Origin of the sequence: Limnobacter sp. MED105 (genome assembly GCF_000170915.1) — a bacterium.
In the GTDB taxonomy this organism is placed as follows: Bacteria; Pseudomonadota; Gammaproteobacteria; order Burkholderiales; family Burkholderiaceae_B; genus Limnobacter.
In genome coordinates this window covers 297402-316109 of the sequence record NZ_ABCT01000001.1, presented here as the reverse complement: position 1 = coordinate 316109, position 18708 = coordinate 297402, and the positions used below count along the sequence as shown (strand labels likewise).

Annotated in this window: 18 protein-coding genes; 11 read left to right on the top strand and 7 right to left on the bottom strand. The window is 54.6% G+C overall.

Features of this window, described 5'->3' with window-relative positions:
- Positions 1-22: 22 nt before the first annotated feature.
- The 3 genes from LMED105_RS01460 to LMED105_RS01450 form a co-directional block, all read right to left on the bottom strand.
- Entirely contained in the window at positions 23-1633 is a 1611-nt protein-coding gene (locus LMED105_RS01460) for a carboxyl transferase domain-containing protein (RefSeq protein ID WP_008247468.1), read from the bottom strand.
- A 2-nt stretch (positions 1634-1635) separates the two neighbouring features.
- Complete coding sequence (locus LMED105_RS01455; protein ID WP_008247466.1) at positions 1636-2244, bottom strand: 2-hydroxychromene-2-carboxylate isomerase; 609 nt, start codon at positions 2242-2244, stop codon at positions 1636-1638.
- 83 nt (positions 2245-2327) lie between these two features.
- Entirely contained in the window at positions 2328-2996 is a 669-nt protein-coding gene (locus tag LMED105_RS01450) for an exopolysaccharide biosynthesis protein (RefSeq protein WP_198006770.1), read from the bottom strand.
- Between the two features lie 154 nt (positions 2997-3150).
- Between LMED105_RS01450 and LMED105_RS01445 the strand changes: the two genes are divergently transcribed.
- Complete coding sequence (locus LMED105_RS01445) at positions 3151-3441, top strand: hypothetical protein (RefSeq protein ID WP_008247462.1); 291 nt, start codon at positions 3151-3153, stop codon at positions 3439-3441.
- Between the two features lie 59 nt (positions 3442-3500).
- Here the strand turns inward: LMED105_RS01445 and LMED105_RS01440 are convergent, their stop codons facing one another.
- Positions 3501-5024 (bottom strand): NAD(P)/FAD-dependent oxidoreductase, encoded by a 1524-nt coding sequence (locus LMED105_RS01440; protein WP_008247461.1) that lies wholly within the window; start codon positions 5022-5024, stop codon positions 3501-3503.
- Between the two features lie 132 nt (positions 5025-5156).
- On the opposite strand from LMED105_RS01440, the gene LMED105_RS01435 reads away from it, so the two are divergent.
- Entirely contained in the window at positions 5157-5882 is a 726-nt protein-coding gene (locus LMED105_RS01435; RefSeq protein ID WP_008247460.1) for a nitroreductase, read from the top strand.
- Between the two features lie 649 nt (positions 5883-6531).
- Here LMED105_RS01435 and aceK read toward each other — a convergent pair.
- Positions 6532-8361, bottom strand: a complete 1830-nt coding sequence (gene aceK / locus LMED105_RS01430; protein WP_008247459.1) for a bifunctional isocitrate dehydrogenase kinase/phosphatase — start codon at positions 8359-8361, stop codon at positions 6532-6534.
- A gap of 121 nt (positions 8362-8482) precedes the next feature.
- On the opposite strand from aceK, the gene LMED105_RS01425 reads away from it, so the two are divergent.
- Positions 8483-9700, top strand: coding sequence for a S9 family peptidase (locus LMED105_RS01425; RefSeq protein ID WP_198006769.1), 1218 nt, complete (start codon positions 8483-8485; stop codon positions 9698-9700).
- A gap of 4 nt (positions 9701-9704) precedes the next feature.
- On the opposite strand, the gene LMED105_RS01420 is transcribed toward LMED105_RS01425, so the two are convergent.
- A complete protein-coding gene (locus LMED105_RS01420) occupies positions 9705-10886 on the bottom strand; it encodes an isovaleryl-CoA dehydrogenase (RefSeq protein WP_008247457.1) in 1182 nt (393 codons plus the stop codon).
- A gap of 95 nt (positions 10887-10981) precedes the next feature.
- Between LMED105_RS01420 and LMED105_RS01415 the strand changes: the two genes are divergently transcribed.
- From LMED105_RS01415 to LMED105_RS15995, 4 genes are all read left to right on the top strand, one after another.
- Positions 10982-12004, top strand: a complete 1023-nt coding sequence (locus LMED105_RS01415; protein ID WP_008247456.1) for an MBL fold metallo-hydrolase — start codon at positions 10982-10984, stop codon at positions 12002-12004.
- A 78-nt stretch (positions 12005-12082) separates the two neighbouring features.
- Positions 12083-13051, top strand: coding sequence for a GTP-binding protein (locus LMED105_RS01410; RefSeq protein WP_008247453.1), 969 nt, complete (start codon positions 12083-12085; stop codon positions 13049-13051).
- Positions 13052-13103: 52 nt separating this feature from the next.
- Positions 13104-13529: an RNA polymerase-binding protein DksA gene (gene dksA, locus LMED105_RS01405; protein WP_008247451.1), complete on the top strand. Its 426-nt coding sequence runs from the start codon at positions 13104-13106 to the stop codon at positions 13527-13529.
- A 987-nt stretch (positions 13530-14516) separates the two neighbouring features.
- The gene (locus LMED105_RS15995; protein ID WP_008247449.1) at positions 14517-15323 is read left to right on the top strand and encodes a hypothetical protein; all 807 of its coding nucleotides are present in this window, start codon (positions 14517-14519) and stop codon (positions 15321-15323) included.
- Between the two features lie 73 nt (positions 15324-15396).
- On the opposite strand, the gene rsmI is transcribed toward LMED105_RS15995, so the two are convergent.
- Positions 15397-16296 (bottom strand): 16S rRNA (cytidine(1402)-2'-O)-methyltransferase, encoded by a 900-nt coding sequence (rsmI, locus tag LMED105_RS01395; RefSeq protein WP_232222690.1) that lies wholly within the window; start codon positions 16294-16296, stop codon positions 15397-15399.
- A gap of 25 nt (positions 16297-16321) precedes the next feature.
- Here rsmI and LMED105_RS01390 point away from each other — a divergent pair, with 25 nt between their 5' ends.
- From LMED105_RS01390 to LMED105_RS01375, 4 genes are all read left to right on the top strand, one after another.
- Positions 16322-16825 (top strand): YraN family protein, encoded by a 504-nt coding sequence (locus tag LMED105_RS01390; protein WP_008247444.1) that lies wholly within the window; start codon positions 16322-16324, stop codon positions 16823-16825.
- Between the two features lie 90 nt (positions 16826-16915).
- Positions 16916-17518, top strand: a complete 603-nt coding sequence (locus LMED105_RS01385; RefSeq protein ID WP_008247441.1) for a phosphoheptose isomerase — start codon at positions 16916-16918, stop codon at positions 17516-17518.
- A complete protein-coding gene (locus LMED105_RS01380; RefSeq protein WP_008247439.1) occupies positions 17508-18182 on the top strand; it encodes a BON domain-containing protein in 675 nt (224 codons plus the stop codon). The genes LMED105_RS01385 and LMED105_RS01380 overlap by 11 nt, the downstream gene beginning before the upstream one ends.
- Positions 18183-18206: 24 nt before the next feature.
- Positions 18207-18698 carry a peroxiredoxin gene (locus LMED105_RS01375; protein WP_008247437.1) on the top strand — a complete coding sequence of 164 codons (492 nt, stop codon included), beginning with the start codon at positions 18207-18209 and terminating at the stop codon, positions 18696-18698.
- Positions 18699-18708 lie beyond the last annotated feature (10 nt).

The following is an 18708-nucleotide window of genomic DNA, read 5'->3' as shown; positions in this document are numbered from 1 at the left end:
TCCGTTCTTTTTATTGTATTTATTACATTCTGTACACGCCGAACTTCGTGTCCGGAATGTCAGCATTCAGGCTGGCTGAAATGGCCATGCCCAGAATGCGGCGTGTGTCCGCAGGGTCGATCAAACCGTCGTCCCAAAGCCTTGCGGTGGCGTAATACGGCTGGCTTTGCTCATCAAACTGTTTCAGTGTGGGGGCCTTGAACTCGGCCTCTTCTTCCTTGCTCCAGGTGCCGCCTTTGGCTTCAATTTGATTGCGCTTCACCGTGGCCAAAACACCAGCGGCCTGTTCACCACCCATCACGCTGATGCGCGCATTGGGCCACATCCACATAAAGCGCGGGCTGTAGGCACGACCACACATGCCGTAATTGCCCGCACCGAATGAACCACCAATGACCACCGTGAATTTGGGCACCTTTGCACAGGCCACCGCCATCACCATTTTTGCGCCATGGCGTGCAATGCCTTCGTTTTCTACTTTCTTGCCCACCATGAAGCCCGTGATGTTTTGTAAAAACACCAGGGGAATTTTGCGCTGGCAACACAGCTCGATGAAATGTGCACCCTTCTGGGCAGACTCAGAAAACAAAATGCCGTTGTTGGCCACAATGCCAACAGGCATGCCGTACAGGCGGGCAAAACCGCACACCAGCGTGCTGCCAAAACGGGCCTTGAATTCATCGAATTCGCTGCCATCGACCATGCGGGCAATAATGTCGCGCACGTCGAAAGGTTTTTTCGCATCCACTGGCACAATGCCGTAAATTTCTTCGGCGCTGTACAGGGGTTCTCTGGATTCGCTCAAGGCCCATGGGTAGCGCTTCTCGGGCCGACCCAAATTGGCCACAATGCGGCGTGCAATTTCCAAAGCATGTTGATCGTTCTCGGCCAGGTGATCGGCCACACCCGACAAACGGGTGTGAACATCGGCACCGCCCAGTTCTTCGGCGCTGACAATTTCGCCCGTGGCGGCTTGCACCAAGGGTGGGCCACCCAGAAAAATCGTGGCCTGGTTTTTCACGATAATGGCTTCGTCGCTCATGGCTGGCACATACGCGCCACCCGCCGTACAACTGCCCATGACCACCGCAATTTGCGCAATGCCTTGCGCACTCATATTGGCCTGGTTGAAAAAAATTCTTCCGAAGTGATCGCGATCGGGAAACACTTCGTCTTGATTGGGCAGGTTCGCACCGCCAGAATCGACCAGGTAAATACAGGGCAAGTTGTTCTCGGCTGCCACTTCTTGCGCACGTAGATGCTTTTTCACGCTGAGCGGATAATAAGTACCGCCCTTCACCGTGGCGTCGTTGCACACAATCATGCAGTCCACACCGCTAACACGGCCAATGCCGGCAATGGCGCCTGCACCCGGCGCAGCACCGCCGTACATACCCCATGCCGCCAAGGGTGCCAGCTCCAGAAACGGTGAACCCGGATCGAGCAAACCCGCCACGCGCTCACGGGGCAACAACTTGCCGCGTGCGGTGTGGCGTTCATTGGCCACTTTGCCACCACCCTGTGCCACCACCGCCAAATTGGCTTTTAACTCGTCGACCAGTTTTTTAAGCGCGGCTGAATTGGCTGCAAAGTCGGGGCGGTTTTTGACATTGTTGGAATCGAGAACGGCCATGTTTAGAACGGCCCCTGCACAACCCAGCGGCGCAATTGTTCCATGCGGTCCTGACCCCAAAAAGCTTCACCGTCCACCACAAAATACGGGGCACCAAACATGCCAACATCGATGGATTCCTGCACCGCAGCTTTCATTTGTTCTTTCACCGCGTCGGTTTGTGCAGCAGCAACAACCGCGGCACCATCCAGGCCGATCGAATCGGCAATGGCTTGCACTGTGGAGTCTTCGGTGATGTCTTGCCCGTTCACGAAATAAGCCTTGTAAAGCGCACGCGTCATTTCACCGGCTTTCTCGGGTTGCGTGTTCAACACCTGCAAAATGGCACGCGATGCTGTGGTCGGATTGATCGGGAATTTCTTGGGCCAGTTAATTTGCAGCCCATGAAAACGCGCAGTGCGAGCAAAGTCTTTCGCAGAATATTTGCCCTTGGCCGGGTTCATCATGGGAGGGGTGTTTCCCGTGGTTTTGAACACAAAGCCCAACAAGGTGGGCTTGTAATTCACAGTGCGCTGGCCCGCAGCGGCGATTTCTTCAATTTGCTCGGCAGCCACATAGCTGTACGGGCTGGTCAGGTCGAAATAGAAATCAATCGTTTGTTTGGTTGTCATGGTGCTATTCGGCTCCAGATTGGGGTTGTTCTGGTGATTCTATCGAACTTAAGCCCCTGTTCGCAGCACCGGCTTGCGCCTTGTCAGGAAAAAAGCCAACCCAGCCACTGGCTGGCCCAGGGTTGCTTTGAAACCCACATGAATACGGCATAACCGCCCCACCACAACAACAGCACCAACAGGGCGGCCAACACGGTGAATACGTAACCAGCCAGCACCAGCCTGCCGTCGCGCACCCGTAAACCAAAAGTAATACACACCATGGCCGCAGCGGGCAAGACATTGTCGAATGAGGCAAAAGGCACAGGTGCGGCCATGCAAAGGCCTGCAAAAGCCAACACCAAGCCGTTGACCGGGCGCATGCGTGGGTGACTCATGATGAACAGGCGCGGCTTGCTGTGGGGCGCAACCCGGCGAATGAACACACCCAGAATGGTTTTTAAAACACTGGCGGCTTTGGGTGGCAGGCGCTTTTCCCCAATCGATTTGGGGATTGGGATACCAAAACCCAGCGCATAACCCACGCCCAGAAGAAAAGTAAGGTACCCCAGGCTGGTTGCCACGCCCGGAATGCCAAACGGCAACAGCAAAGGCAAGGCGGCCAATCCAATCCATGTGAGCTGCTGCTTGGGGCTACGGCCAATCGCATCGGCCACCTTGGCCTGGGCCATGTTGTCGGCAAACAGCACCACACGCCGCCATGCATAAGGCAGGTTCTGCAGCGAATTGTCGAGATCAGCGGGTTGTTTCAATGGAGCGGGGTGCGAATGAAGGCACTTCATCTTAGGCGAATTTGAACACACCGGTGATGACACCTACCACTTTCGAGCGAAGGGTAAGCCCGATAGACAACTTCACCACCAAAGCATCACTCTAGGTGATGATGCATTTGCCTGAGGAGATGCCATGATCAAGCGTTCGATTCACACTATTCTCGTGTCGACCACAGCCCTTCTTGCCCAGCCTGCGTTGGCTGAACGGTTCCCCGATGTGCCCCGCCCAATCGATTATTTTGTGAACGGCGAAGAAATTCTCGCTGTGAACACCGTTCGCGACGACATTCGGGCACAGGGCAATTTTGCGCTGGGCAAAGCATTGCTCACCATTGGTCGCGACGATCTTCTGGGCTTGAACCGCAGCCTGAGCAGCTTTGAAACCGGCACGCTGGAAACACCCTTGGGCGGTGAATTCAATTGACGCCAACAAAAAGGGCTGCATTGCGGCAGCCCTTTCGTGAACCTAACTCAAAACAACAATCAAGCGGCTTGCTTGGTGGCCTGCTTTGCTGCTGCCTTGCGGCCTGAAGATTTTTTACCAGCGGCTGCGCCTGCTTTCGCAAACTCCAGCACACCGTCTTCAATCTTGCCTTTCTTCAGCACAGGTCGATCGGCCAGGTAGTTGTTCACCACTGTCCAGGGTGCAGCCGGGCCTTGCTTGGGCAAGCGATCGGCAGCACGCTTCATGTAACCCGCTTCCAGGTCGAACATCGGTGTGTCGTCGGCTTCAACACCCTCGGCATTGGGCACCACGCGGGTGTAACCATGCTTGTCCATGTGGTTGATCACCCGGCACACAAACTCGGCGGCCAGGTCGGCTTTCAATGTCCAGGAGGCATTGGTGTAACCAAACACCATGGCAAAGTTGGGAATGCTGCTCATCATCACGCCCTTGTAGCTCATCACCTCGCCCACGTTTACAGGCGTGCCGTCCACTGTTGCGGTCAAGCCACCCAGAATCTGCAAATCAAGACCAGTGGCGGTAATGATGATGTCAGCTTCCAGAACCTGACCGCTTTTCAGCTTGATGCCATTGCTGACAAATGTGTCGATGTGGTCGGTCACGATGTCAGCCTTGCCTTTTTTCAACACCTTGAACAAATCACCATCGGGCACCACGCACAGGCGCTGGTCCCAAGGGTTGTAGCTGGGGGTAAAGTGCTTCATGTCAAAGTCTTTACCCATGCGTGCACGGGTAGCACCCAACAACAAACGCTTAATCGCTTGTGGGCGCTGCTTGCTCAACTTGAAAATCAAACGCTGCAAACCAATGTTACGGGCCCGGCCAATGTTGTACACCCAAGTGTCGGGCATGAACTTTTTCAGCACCACGGAAACCGGATCAACAGATGGAATGGACGCGATGTAAGTGGGTGAACGCTGCAACATGGTCACATGGCTCGCGGTGTCAGCCATGGCAGGCACCAAGGTAATGGCAGTTGCGCCACTGCCAATTACCACCACGCGCTTGCCGGCGTAGTCCAGGTTTTCGGGCCATTGCTGTGGGTGAACCACGGTGCCCTTGAAGTTCTTGATGCCCGGAAATTCAGGGCTGTAGCCTTTGTCGTAGTTGTAATAACCGGTGCAACCCAGCAGGAAGTTGCTGGTAAACACCTGCTTCTCGCCGGTTTCCTCGATGACGCCTTCAACAGTCCACTGGTTGGCTTCGGAATCCCAATTGGCGGCAGTCACCTTCAAACCAAACTGAATGTCTTTGGTGACATTGTGTTCTTTGGCGGCCTCGGTCACGTACTCTCGGATCTCCTGGCCATTGGCCAACACTTTCTCGCCTTTCCAGGGCTTAAAGCTGTAACCCAGGGTGAACATGTCAGAGTCAGAACGAATGCCTGGGTAACGGAACAAATCCCAAGTGCCTCCGATGGCTTTGCGACGTTCCAGAATTTTGATGCTTTTGCCCTTGCAGTTCTGCTTGATGTGGCATGCTGCACCAATGCCAGACAGCCCGGCGCCGATAATCAGTACGTCTACGTGTGGATTGTTCATTGTTTTGTCCCCGTGGTTTGACCGTTCATGTGACTTTTTGTATTGTCAGTTGAGAGAATAGTGGCGAGCCGGGTCTGTTGGCTAGTAAGAAATACTCTAAACTGGGCTAACTATTACACAGAGCAAGGGAAAATGGAATTTCTTGAAACGCTGAAACAGCGCCACAGTGTGCGTGCTTTTGACCCCAAACCTGTACCCAGCGAGGTACTGGAACGCCTACTTCAACAGGCTGCACTGTCACCAAGCTGGTCGAATACGCACCCTTACAGAATTGCCCTGGCCACAGGCGATGTGCTGGAAAATTTGCGTAGCGAACTGTACGGACGCTTTCAGGAAACCATCAAACTGCAACGTGGCGGCAAGCTGGCGCAAATTAAAGGACTATTGACCCGCAGCAAGGGCATTCCCGATGGTGACGTGAAACCTGTGGTGAACTACCCCAAAGACTTACAAGCTCGCCGCGTGGAGTGTGGCAAAGGCTTGTATGGCGTGCTGGGTGTGGCCCGAAATGATTTGAAAGCCCGCGACCAGGCCATGGCAGAGAACTTTCGCATGTTTGGTGCCCCCGCAGCCGCGTTTGTATTTGTGCACGAAGGCGTGGGCATTTACAGCGCGCTGGATGCTGGCATTTTTCTGCAAAGCCTGATGCTGGCTGCCACCAACGAAGGTTTGGGCACCTGCGCGCAGGGCGCGCTGGGCTTGTTCCGCTCCCCCTTGGACAAGCATTTCGACATTCCGAAGCAGTACAACTTGTTGTGCGGTGTGGCGATTGGCTATGAACTGGATGTGCCGGTGAACAAGTTTCAGCCCGAGAAAATTGCGGCGAGTGAATTGATGCTGCCCAAGCGTGGGGGCTAAATGCACGCTGTTTAACAACGGAATCGGCTTGGGTTCAGCTGTCTCGCAGCTTCTTAATCGCCCAATTGGCTCGGGTTCAGCTGTCTCGCAGCTTTCTTAATCGCCCAATTGGCTTGGGTTCAGCTGTCTCGCAGCTTTCTTAATCGCCCAATTGGCTTGGGTTCCGCTCTCTCGCCAGAAAACCTGTTTATCCCTTGCTGAACCTTGCGATGCCTGAGAACGACCCTCCTAAACTGCGGGTCGGGTCCGTTCTCTGTCGCCCATGGTGGGCGACACCGGCCCTGCTCGGCACGCAAGGGCAGGTTTTCTTGAAGGCGAAGCGATCGAAACACCGCCGCCGATTGGGCTTTGAAACCCGCGGTGAGCTACGCGCTGGTGGAGATTCGCGAGCGCCGGTTTAAGCCAACTCGGCAGTGGGATTGCCCGTTCCGAACTTCAAGAAAACCGCCCCGTTTGAAGCAAGGCTTCAATGCTCGCCCAATGGCGACACCCAAGACCCGACCATCTTTTTTGTCGGGCTTGGGTGAATTGAATGCCTTGCTTCAAAAAGGGACTAAGCGGTTTTCAGTGCGGAATCGGGCAACCCCGCTGAGTTGGTGATGACCTGGCAACACCGCCGAGTTGACCAGAGACCGAGGCGGTAAGTCGCTCACTGCTTCTTGATAAACCGGTTGGTAAACCGCACTGCCTCGGAATACGGGAAGATGTCTTCGATATGCCCGTTACCGATGCGATCTTTGCGCTCCTGCCAGAACTCATATTCCAGCAAGTCGCGGTGCTTGCCCAGAAACGCCTTTCGCACACGGCGATCACCCAGCAAGAAATGCCCGAACTCCTCAGGAAATACATCTTTCGGACCCACGGTGTACCACGGCTCAGACGACATTTCCGCCTCGGGGTTGGGTGCATCCGGAATGCGGCGGAAATTGCAATCCGTCATGTATTCAATTTCGTCGTAATCGTAGAACACCACACGCCCCAGGCGCGTTACACCAAAGTTTTTAAACAGCATGTCGCCCGGGAAAATATTGGCTGCGGCCAATTGCTTGATGGCATTTCCATATTCGGTAATGCCATGCTCCACTTCGGCGTCGGTGCCTTGCTGCAGGTAAATGTTCAGCGGTGTCATGCGCCTTTCGATGTACACGTGTTTGATCACCACCGTGTCGTCTTCAAAACTCAGCGAGCTTTCACAGGTGTCTTTCAAATGATCGATCAGTTCCTGCGAAAACCGGTTCAGCGGCAAACCCACATGGCTGTATTCCCAAGTGTCGGCCATACGGCCCACACGATCGTGTTCCTTCACCAGTTGGTACTTGCGCATCACACCGGCACGGTCAATTTCCTTGCTCGGTGCAATTTTGTCCTTGATCAGCTTGAACACATACGGGTAGGAAGGCAGCGTGAACACGGCCATCACCAAACCCTTGATACCGGGCGCCACGATAAATTCATCGTGCGAATGCTTCAAGTGATGCAAAAAGTCTCGGTAAAACAGGGTTTTGCCCTGTTTGTGCAAGCCCAGCATGGTGTACATCTCTGCCTTGGGCTTGTTGGGCAACAGGGTACGCAAAAACTGCACATACGCACCAGGCGTTTCCATGTCGACTAAAAAGTAAGCGCGCGTGAAGCTGAACAGCGTGGCAATTTGCTGCACATTGAACAGCACCGTGTCGATGTACAACTTGCCCGATGAATCCCGAAGAATTGGAATGGCAAACGGCTGCGGCATGTTCGAGTTGATGAACTTGCCAATGATGTATGCGCCCTTGTTGCGGAAAAACAGGCTTGAAAGCACCTGGATTTGGCAATCGGGGTCGACTTTAATTGGGCGCGGCATCACCTGCCGCGCAGCATGCACCACGTAGCGCAAGTCGCGCTCCAAATCCACAAAATCAGCGTTCAATGAAAAGTCACGAATCAAGCGCTTCAAGGTTTTGCGCAAGCCGCCACTTTTCGGATTCGCCGGGTAATAACTGCGATAGGAAGGTGGATCACTTTCCACATAATCGGTGCTGACTGCGGGGCGTACAAACAGAAACCGGTTGTGGTAATAGTCGCGGTGCAAAATCTTGGTCACCGCAGAATTGAAAAAAGTTTCAGCCAGCTCTGGCTGCTTGTGATCGACCAGGTAGGTCACAAAACGGGTTTTGATCTTGGCCCACACCGATTCACTCATCAACAGCGAACCATAGTTGCGACGCAACAGGTCAACCGCCTCTTTCACACGCTCATCGTAGAAATCGATACGGTCGCGAGCCAGTTGTTGAATCAAATGCCAGTCGCCTTCCTCGAAAAGCTTCTTGGTTTGTTGAGCACAGTAGCGAAACAGCCTGTAGTGTTTGTCGAAGCCCGCCAGAATATCACTGGCCACTTTTTTGGACAGCTCACGCTCTTCCTCTTCAGTCAGGTGGCTGGTTTCGCTGAGTTCGCCGAAGTCGTCCTCAAGTGTTTTCAGGTCCAGGGGCAGGCTGCTCATAAACTGGCGTCACTCCATATGATGAACTGTCGATTCTACGAGATCCCATTCCCGTTTGCCCAAGAAAATCCAAAACCTGCGCCAACTTAGTATCATGAGTACCTTGCCCAAGGAAGTTGTCATGCGAAGTCGTTTGAAATTGGTTTACCTGCTTTTGCCGTTGTTGGTGTGGGCCTGCAATGGAGAAAACAATTCTGGCTCTGCATCGCGCAATGCCATTCAATCCACGGAAGCCTTTGGCTGGCCTGCTTCGGTTCAAGGCGAAAATCCCCCGGAAAGCCCCGTGTCCAATGACGATGTTCTATCGCAGCTGGGCATGGTCAGCGACATGCTGCCGCGCCAACAATTGGCTGGCGTGGTCGACCCCATCGCCTTGGGCTACACACTGAGCGACATCACCGACCCCGCCCTGCTTGAATTTCAAATTCGCGCCATGGCTGCGCAACTGAGCGATGGGTCTCGAATCGATCAGGTATTTCACTGGTACGGCCACCCCGAAAACAACCAGTCGGTGGCGCTGGTTTCCGTTGAATTTCAAAACCGCTACGGCACCCGCCTGCATGGCGAAATTGTGCTGCCCAAGCGGGGGCAAACCGAAGCCACTGCCCAAAAATACCCGGTGATTCTGGCGCTGGAAGGCTTGAACACCAACACCGCCATGTACCGCTGGTGGCACCAGTTGTTTGCGGATGCAGGCTACTTGGTGTTTGCGTTTGACTTTTCAGGCCAGGGCCGCTCAGCAGACGAGGTACAAGGCGACCCAGGCAACAACATCGAAGAAGCGCAAGACGCACTCACCTACCTGCTGAACAACTCGCCCGTGCGCGAATTCATCGACCCCGCCCGCATTGGTGTGATTGGTCACAGCATGGGCGCCATTGCCACCATGGGGTTGCAAGCCGTAGAGCCGCGTTTGAAAGCAGCAGTGGCCGCCGCACCCATCAGTGAAATTCAATCGGTGTTTGACAAAAACCCGATTCCGGTCATGATTCAAACCGGAGACCATGACGGCCCCATTGCCCCGATTGTGGCAGTGAACCCTGCCGTGGTGCGTCCTGTTTATGACAAGCTGACCAGCGACCGTGCTTTCATTGTGGCCGACGCAGCCAGCCACGCCCAACACACCAACTACCCGCTGCTGCCCACCTCCACCTGGGGACGCGAAATTGCAGCGCAGTATTCACTGGCCTGGATGAACTACCATTTGCTTGGAAACGTTGAGGCGCTGAAGGTGCTGCAAACCGCGCACCCCAGGCTGAGTTATTTGTGGGCCAGTGAAGTGGTGATTGGGCAAGACAAGCGGGTGTTCAAATCCGCCGGACCTGCCCTGCCACAATAAGTGTTTACATCGTCTCGGAGAAAAGCTCGCGACCAATCAACATGCGGCGAATTTCACTGGTGCCCGCACCGATCTCGTACAGCTTTGCATCGCGCCACAAACGGCCACATGGATACTCGTTGATGTAGCCATTGCCGCCCAGAATCTGGATGGATTCGCCCGCCATCCACGTGGCCTTTTCAGCGGAATACAAAATGGCACCCGCGCAGTCTTTGCGCAGCTTGCGCACTGTTTCCGGTGTGGCTTTGTCGCAGGCCTTGCCCACCTGGTACACATAGGCACGGGTGGCCATCATGGTGGAGTACATGTCAGCCAGCTTGCCTTGAATCAGCTGAAATTCACCAATGCTTTGACCAAACTGTTTGCGGTCGTGCACATAGGGAACCACCACATCCATGGCTGCAGCCATGATGCCCAATGGCCCACCTGAAAGCACTGCTCGCTCAAAATCAAGCCCACTCATCAGCACGTTCACACCGCGGCCTACTTTGCCCAGCACGTGGGTTTCGGGTACTTCACAGTCCTCGAACACCAACTCGCCGGTGTGGCTGCCACGCATGCCCAACTTGTCCAGCTTTTGCGCAATTGAAAAACCCTTGAAGTTCTTTTCAATCAGAAAGGCTGTAATGCCGTGCGGCCCGGCAGCCAGGTCGGTTTTGGCGTACACCACCAGCACATCGGCATCGGGGCCATTGGTGATCCACATTTTGTTGCCGTTCAGCACATACTTGTCGCCCTTTTTGTCGGCCCGCAACTGCATGCTGACCACATCAGACCCAGCACCGGGTTCGCTCATGGCCAAAGCACCAATGTGCTCACCGGAAATGAGTTTGGGCAAGAAAGTTTTGCGTTGCCAATCGGTGCCGTTGCGGCGAATCTGGTTCACGCACAGGTTGGAATGCGCGCCGTAGCTTAACGCCACCGAAGCACTGGCCCGCGAAATTTCTTCCATAGCCACGATGTGGGCCAGGTAGCCCATACCGCTGCCGCCCAACTCTTCCTCAACGGTCAGCCCCAACAGGCCCATATCGCCCATTTTTCGCCACAAATGCATAGGAAATTGGTCAGTTTTGTCCATTTCAGCCGCCAACGGGGCAATTTCCGCCTGGGCAAAGGTTTGTACTGCATCGCGCAAGGCGTCGATGTCTTCTCCAAGATCAAACTGAAGTCCTGGCAAATTCAACATATCAAAGTCTCCGCAGAAGTTATGCTTTTTCGAAATGATGCCCTACAATCAGCCCCTTCACCCACACAAATGACTGAAAAGTCACCAGAAAACACATGGGAATTGAACGTTTGTTTGAACCGCCCGTTTTGGGCCAACCCACCCCCGTTGCACCCGGCGTGCTGTGGCTTCGATTGCCGCTGCCTTTTGCACTCGACCACATCAATGTGTGGCTAATTGAGGAAGAAAACCAGTACACCTTGGTGGACTGCGGCGCGGGCCTGCCCGACGTGGCCGCCATGTGGGAAGAAATTGAACAAACCCTGTTTGCCCGCAAACCCTTGGGGCGAATTATTTGTACCCACGCCCACCCCGATCACATCGGCATGGCTGGCCCACTGGCCCGCCGCCATGGCGTGCATGTGCACATGTCCACGGGTGAATACTTCATGGCCCGCGGCTTGTGCGCCAACCTGCCTGGCTTTGACGGCAACACCTTGGGCACCTTCATGGCCAGCCATGGCCTGATGAACGAGAAAAAAGCCGATGAAACACTGGAAGCCCGTGGCGGCATGTTCTCCCGCCTGGTGCCCGAACCCCCGCTGAACTATCAGCGTATTCAGCATGGCGATGAAATCGAGATTGGCGGCCATGTGTGGCGCTGCCATGCCGGCTTCGGGCACAGCCCGGAACACATCAGCCTGGTCTGCGACAGCTTGAACCTGATGATCAGCGGCGACATGTTGCTACCCACAATCTCCACCAACGTGAGTGTTTACGGCATCGAACCCGAAGGCAACCCGCTACTCCTGTTCCTGAAGTCGGTTCAAAGCATGGCGCAGTTGTCTGACCAATTAATGGTGCTGCCTTCGCATGGTGTACCTTTCAAAGGCGTGCACGACCGGTGTGCGCAATTGTTGCGCCACCACGATCACCGCCTGAATGAATTGCTGGAGGCGATCAAGGAAAAACCTTTGACTGCGCGCCAAGCCATCAGTGTTCTGTTTCGGCGTGAGATGGACGGCCACCAAATGAGCTTTGCCATGGGCGAAGCCATCGCCCACCTTCACTACCTGTGGTACAAAGGTTTGGTAAAACGCTTGGCCGTTGAAGGTGTGTGGACGTTTCAAGCCCTTTAAATTTGACCAAGTAACCCCATTTCAATTGTTGACCCAATTTTCGCAGCGCAAAGCACCATGAACAAACCAGGCCACAACATGATCCCAGTCACCATTCTTACCGGCTTTCTGGGCAGTGGAAAAACCACCCTTTTGAATCGAATTCTGAAAGAAAACCACGGTATGAAAATCGCCGTGATTGAAAATGAATTTGGCGAAGAAGGCGTCGACAACGACCTGTTGATGCAAAACGAACAGGAAAACATTGTCGAGATGAACAACGGTTGCCTGTGCTGCACAGTGCGTGGCGACCTGGTACGTATTCTGGGCGAAATGGCTGCCAAACGACTGGCTGGCGAACTCAAGTTTGACCGTGTAGTCATTGAAACCACTGGCATGGCCGACCCCGGTCCGGTTGCACAAACCTTCTTTGTCGATGATCTGGTGGCTGAAAGCTTCATTCTGGACGCAGTGGTTACCGTGGTGGACGCCAAGCATGGCATGCAGCAACTTGACGAACACCGCGAGATTCAACAACAGGTCGGTTTTGCGGATCGCATTTTATTGTCCAAAACCGACCTGTGCACGGAAGACGAAGTCACCGCGTTGAAACGCAGACTGGTTAAAATGAATGCGCGCGCAGAAATGATGATTTCAGAGTTCGGCGTAGCACCCATCGATAAACTGCTGGACGTGCGTGGCTTTAACCTGAATTCGATTCTGGATATCGCGCCCGACTTTCTGGACGAAGACAAACACATTCACAACGACGAAATTCAAAGCTTTGTGTTCAAAAGCACCAAGCCGTTCGACGGACAGAAGTTTGAAGAATTCATGGGCTCCGTGACGCAGGTTTACGGCCCCGACATGCTGCGCTACAAAGGCATTTTGAACATCAAGGCCAGCGACCGCCGCGCGCTGTTCCAAGGCGTTCACATGCTGATGGGATTGGACTGGGGCAGAAAATGGGACAGTGCCGAGAAGAAAGAAAGCAAAATCGTGTTTATTGGGCGTAAACTCCCCAAGGAATTTATCACCCAAGGGTTAGAGCTTTGTCTAGCCCGATAGCGGATATACTGGTATATAGTCAATAAAAAACCAAAGGACTAGAGGCTGTGCTATGACCACTGAGAAGACGCCCGTCATCACCGAGAAACAATTGCTCGCGATGAAAGAAGACGATTACATGAACGAGGTGCAGCTTGCCTTTTTCCGCCAGCGTTTGCAGGAAATGGAAAAGGAACTGCTGGCCAATGCAGGCGAAACCACTGAGCACCTGCGTGAAACCGTGGTAGTTCCCGATCCTGCAGACCGCGCCACTATTGAAGAAGAACATGCGCTTGAGCTTCGCACCCGCGATCGCGAGCGCAAACTGTTGAAGAAGATTCAGCAATCAATTCAAAAAATTGATGCGGGCGAATATGGCTGGTGCGAAGAAACGGGTGACCCCATTGGCGTGGCCCGTTTGTTGGCTCGCCCCACCGCCACGCTGTCACTTGAAGCACAGCAGCGCCGGGAATTGAAGCAGCGTATGTACGGAGATTGATTCTCTCGATTTGCTGATGCGGCACAAAAAGCACGTTGACCCTGGGTTGGCGTGCTTTTTTTACGTGCTCAATAACCGATGCGCATAGCTCAATCGGCTTGGGTTCTGATCTCTCGTCGCTTGTTAATCGCCCAATCGGCTCGGGTTCTGATCTCTCGTCGCTTGTTAATCGCCCACTCGACTAGGGTTTCAATCTCTCGCCAGAAAACCTGATTGTCCCTTTTTGAGATTCACCCTGACTCACCTCGCTCGGCAAAAGAGCGGGCCGAGTCTCGGTGCCGGCCTGTGGCCGACCGTGGCGGGTGAATTCAAACGGGCAGGTTTTCTTGAAGGCGAGGCGATCGAAACACCGCCGCCGATTGGGCGATGAAATCAGCCGTGAGTTGCGTGGTGAGGGAGATTCGCCAGTGCCGATTGACCACTGAACACCGCCGTGAGTCGCTCGGAGGTGGCGAAGCGCTGCACGGGAGTGCTGGGAGCTGAACTTGCAATGGGTCGCACGATGACCAGTCAGAAAACTTGCCGGCTTGGCACGCCGAGGCAAACGATCGCGCCCTGACGCGAAAGCCAAGACCCGACCGTTACTTTTGGAGGGCTTGGCTTAGTGCAGGCTCAAGCTGACAAGCCGAAATGCCAAGTTTTCGGGCAGCGGTGACCCTTCAAGTTTAGCTCCCAAGTCACCAGTCCAGTGCAAAACAGGCGACACACGCCAGCGAGCTAAGGTGACTCCGAAGGTGACGTAAACCCCCCGCCATCACAGTTTTGTCATCAATTTCCCGCCACAAATATCTCACCTAGTTCAATTTCTATTAGAAATCATCAACTTATCCCAAGAAGATCACACAAAAGTGAGTTTTTTACTCATCGTTTGTAAGTAATGTGCGAATTGCGATGATTAATCAATCTCTGTTGTTATTACGAAGGCAACGCAGATTGCCTACAGAAAACTAATAACTATTTTTAATCATTTCAAATGACGGAGAAAGCATGGCCCTAGACGAATTGAAGAACGGCATCAGTGCCGTACCAGTAGCTGGCGAAATTCTGGCTGGCGTATTGGACACCTTTGCTGGCTCACTGCCAGCAGCCCCCGAACTGCCTGGCTTGGACGCCATCCCCGGTTTGGACGCATTGCCCATTCCGACAGACAGTCTGCCCGGACTGGACTCGCTGACTGGTCTGCTTAGTGGTGGCTTGCCCACCCCTCCAGCCGGCATTCCTGGCTTGGACTCAGTTCCCGGCTTGGACATGCTGCCTGCAAGCCCAGATGCGATCACTGACCTGCTGACAGGCGGCCTGCCTGAGGCACCAGCAATTCCAGGTCTTGATGCCATTCCCGGCCTGGATGCACTGCCACTGCCAACCGACGGCGCCCCCAGCCTGGACACACTCACAGACCTGCTCAGCGGCGGTCTGCCAGAAGCCCCGGCCCTGCCCGGTCTGGACGCAATTCCTGGTCTGGATGCACTGCCAATTCCAACAGACGGCCTGCCTGGTTTGGACTCGCTGACTGACCTGCTCAGCGGTGGCTTGCCAGAAGCACCAGCCCTGCCTGGTTTGGACGCAATTCCCGGCCTGGATGCCATTCCTGGCCTGGACTCGTTGACCGGCTTGCTCGGCGGCGGTTTGCCCAGCCTGCCCGGTGGAGATACTGGTGGTGGTCTGCCATCCAGCCCCATCAGTTTTGAAGATGGCACCTTGACTCTGGCCTTGCCAGAAGGCTTGCCAATTTCAGCCTCGATCAGCATCAGTGGCCTTGAAGTGCCTGAAGCCGGCTTGCCCCTGCCAGCCTGATTTGCAGGCACTGATAGGCAAAAGCAGTTCTTGATACTACACAGTGGTTTAGCCAGCCTTCGGGCTGGCTTTTTTATTGCTGCCCGCTTTTCAAGGCCAGCGCACGGTCGTACACCGTGTTTTTGGCCATCCCCGTGGCTTTCACCACCAGCGCCACTGCAGTTTTCAGGGGCAATTCAGCCAACAGCAAGGCAAGCCAGGTGTCCAAATCTGCGCTGGCCTGCGCAGTTTCCGCATCACTGTCCGAAACTTGGTTGCCGCCGATTACCCACGCCCATTCGCCGCGTTCGGCGTTGGTGTCTTGCCGCACCAACTCAAACACCTGCTCACCCCTGCCCCGGTAGAAGGTTTCGAACTGTTTGGTCATCTCTCGCCCAGCGCACATCGCGCGCTCGCCCATACCCAGGCTTTCAAGGTCATCAACCAGTTGAATGACTCGATGCGGTGCCTCAAACACCACTTGGGGCTCAGGGCACGCCAGCCATTTCTTTAAATCATCCAGGCGGCTTTTCCCTTTGGCGGGCAAAAAACCACGAAAAGTGAAAGCATCATCCACCAGCCCGCTAGCGGCCACCACCGCCAACACACTGCTCGCACCCGGAACCGGTACCACAGTAAAACCGGCCTCGGCCACACAACGAACCACAACCGCGCCTGGATCCGACACAGCCGGCGTGCCGGCATCGCTCACCAAAGCCACCGATTCGCCCCGTTGCAAACAGGCCAGCACACCCTGTGCACTCTCCCGTTCATTGTGGGCATGGTGCGCCATCAAAGGCTTCTTGATGCCCAAGGCATCCAGCATACGAGCAGTGTTGCGAGTGTCTTCAGCCGCAATTCGATCCACCTGTTCCAGCACGGACCGGGCCCGAAGGCTGAGATCACCCATATTGCCGATGGGAGTTGCCACCACATAGAGGGATGGTTCTCGCCTTGTTCCAGCCCTCACGTCAGAATTCACAGCATCATTCACTCCATTCCCCTCACCGGCGTTCTGCATGGCGCTCAAATCCAAGTCCAAAGTCCCTGAATTGTCCGGCATTCCATGGGTCACGCGCAAATTGCGACCACCAAAGGCCAAAATTCCATGGCTTGTGCCCAAAGAAAAACCGAATGTCGCTGAAAAAGCGCCTCCAGTACACAAACTTGCCTTATTGGCAGAGGGGCAACTGGCCGAAACCCAAGCCTTGCAACTGCTGGAAAAACACGGCTTGATCCTGGTCACCCGAAACCACCGCTGCCGCTGCGGCGAAATTGATTTGATCATGGCCAGTGGCAACACCGCGGTCATTGTGGAAGTTCGACTTCGAAACAACAAGCGCCATGGCAGTGCGCTAGAAAGCATTTCCAGTCACAAACAAGCCCGTGTATCGCGCTGTGCGAAGTTGTGGTGGGTGCAGCAGGGTCAACGCAAGTTCACACACCTGCGTTTTGATGTGGTCGCACTGGAAAACGGCACTGAACCGCGGTGGGTGCAAAATGCGTGGCAAATCAGCAACTAAAGCGGAATCAAACCGCTGCGCCATACAAATCGCCTGCAACGGGGTCACCTATAATAGAAGGCTCGAGATAACTGCCAGAAGGCCTGCGCCATGGACTTGATCACACGCATTACCCAACAATTTGACGAAAGTATTGCCGCCAAACAGGCCGCCACCGAAGAACTGGCAGGCCCCATTTCCGAGGCAATCGAGCTGATGGTGAATGCGCTCACCAATGGTGGCAAGGTGCTGGCCTGTGGCAACGGTGGCTCGGCAGGCGACTGCCAACACTTTGCGGCTGAATTGGTGGGCCGGTTCGAACGTGAACGCCCAGGACTGGCTGCCATTGCATTGACCACCGATTCATCGGCCATCACTGCGATTGGCAACGATTACAGTTTCAATGAAATTTTTTCAAAACAGGTGGCTGCCATTGGCCAGCCTGGTGACGTGCTGCTGGCCATTTCAACCAGCGGCAACTCGAAAAACGTGCAACTGGCCATTGAAGCCGCACACGCCCGCGACATGACCATTGTTGCACTCACAGGCAAGGGCGGCGGCCAAATGGTGCACCAGCTGAAAGAAGGCGATGTGCATGTGTGCGTGCCACACAACCGCACCGCCCGCATTCAGGAAATACATTTGTTGGCGATCCATTGCATTTGCGATGGCATCGACCTAAGCCTACTTGGAGAAGAAGAAAATGAGTCGTAAACCCCTGTTTTTCGCCCGCACCCGGTCTTCCGCCATCAGCGCAGTACTGGTCGCCTCACTTGCAGCACCGCTGTTGGGCGGCTGTTTCGCTGGCGCAGTGGCAGGCATCACCGCGGGTTCGCTGGCCGCCGCTGACCGCCGCACCGTGGGCACCCAAGTCGAAGATCGCACCTTGCAGGTCAAGGCTGAAAGTGCCATTCGCGAAAGCTTTGGCGAAAACGTCCACGTGAACGCCACTGTGTACAACCGACAAATTCTCCTGACCGGTGAAGCGCCTGACGAAACCACCGTGCGCAACGTGGAAGCCCGTGTGGCCACCCTGCCCAACATTCGCCTGATCGTGAACGACGTTCAAGTGGGTTTCAAAAGCTCACTGTCAGCACGCTCCAACGACGCATTCATCACCGGCAAAGTGAAAGCCTCCCTGCTGGATGCGCAAGACATTTTCGCCAACTCATTCAAAGTCACCACCGAGGCTGGTGTGGTGTATTTGATGGGTCTGGTCACCGAGCGTGAAGCCAACCGTGCAGCCTCCATAGCGGCGGGCGTACCTGGCGTGGTGAAGGTGGTCAAGGTGCTTGAATTGATTTCCGAGGCTGAACTTTCCCGCCTGTCGGCCACTCCAAACAATGGAAGTGCGCCCGTGGAAAACGGTCCGCGTTAATCAGTTACACAGAAAAAACCGGCAATGATCAAAAAATTTCTCACCCTGTTTTCAACCCTTGCAGTGGTCAGCATGCTGGCCGCCTGCGGGGGCGACAAAGCACCGCAAGTGGATTACGTCACTATCCAAGGCCAAACCATTACACCTGCCGATTACCAGGGCCAGGTCATGCTGGTGAATTTTTGGGCGACCAGTTGCACCACTTGCGTGAAAGAAATGCCAGACATTGTCGACACCCACAACAAGTTCAAAGACCAGGGCTTTCGAACCATTGCCGTGGCCATGAGCTACGACCGCCCCGATTACGTGGTGAATTTTGCAGAAACCCGCAAGCTGCCCTTCGACGTGGCGCTGGATGTGAACGGCAATATTGCCAAAGCATTTGATGATGTAAAAATTACGCCGACCACCTATGTGATCAATCGCAAAGGCGAGATCATCAAAACCTATGTGGGCGAACCCGATTTCGCGGCCTTGCACCAACTGATTGAAAAATCGCTGGCTGAGAAAGTTTAAGGGCGGCAGC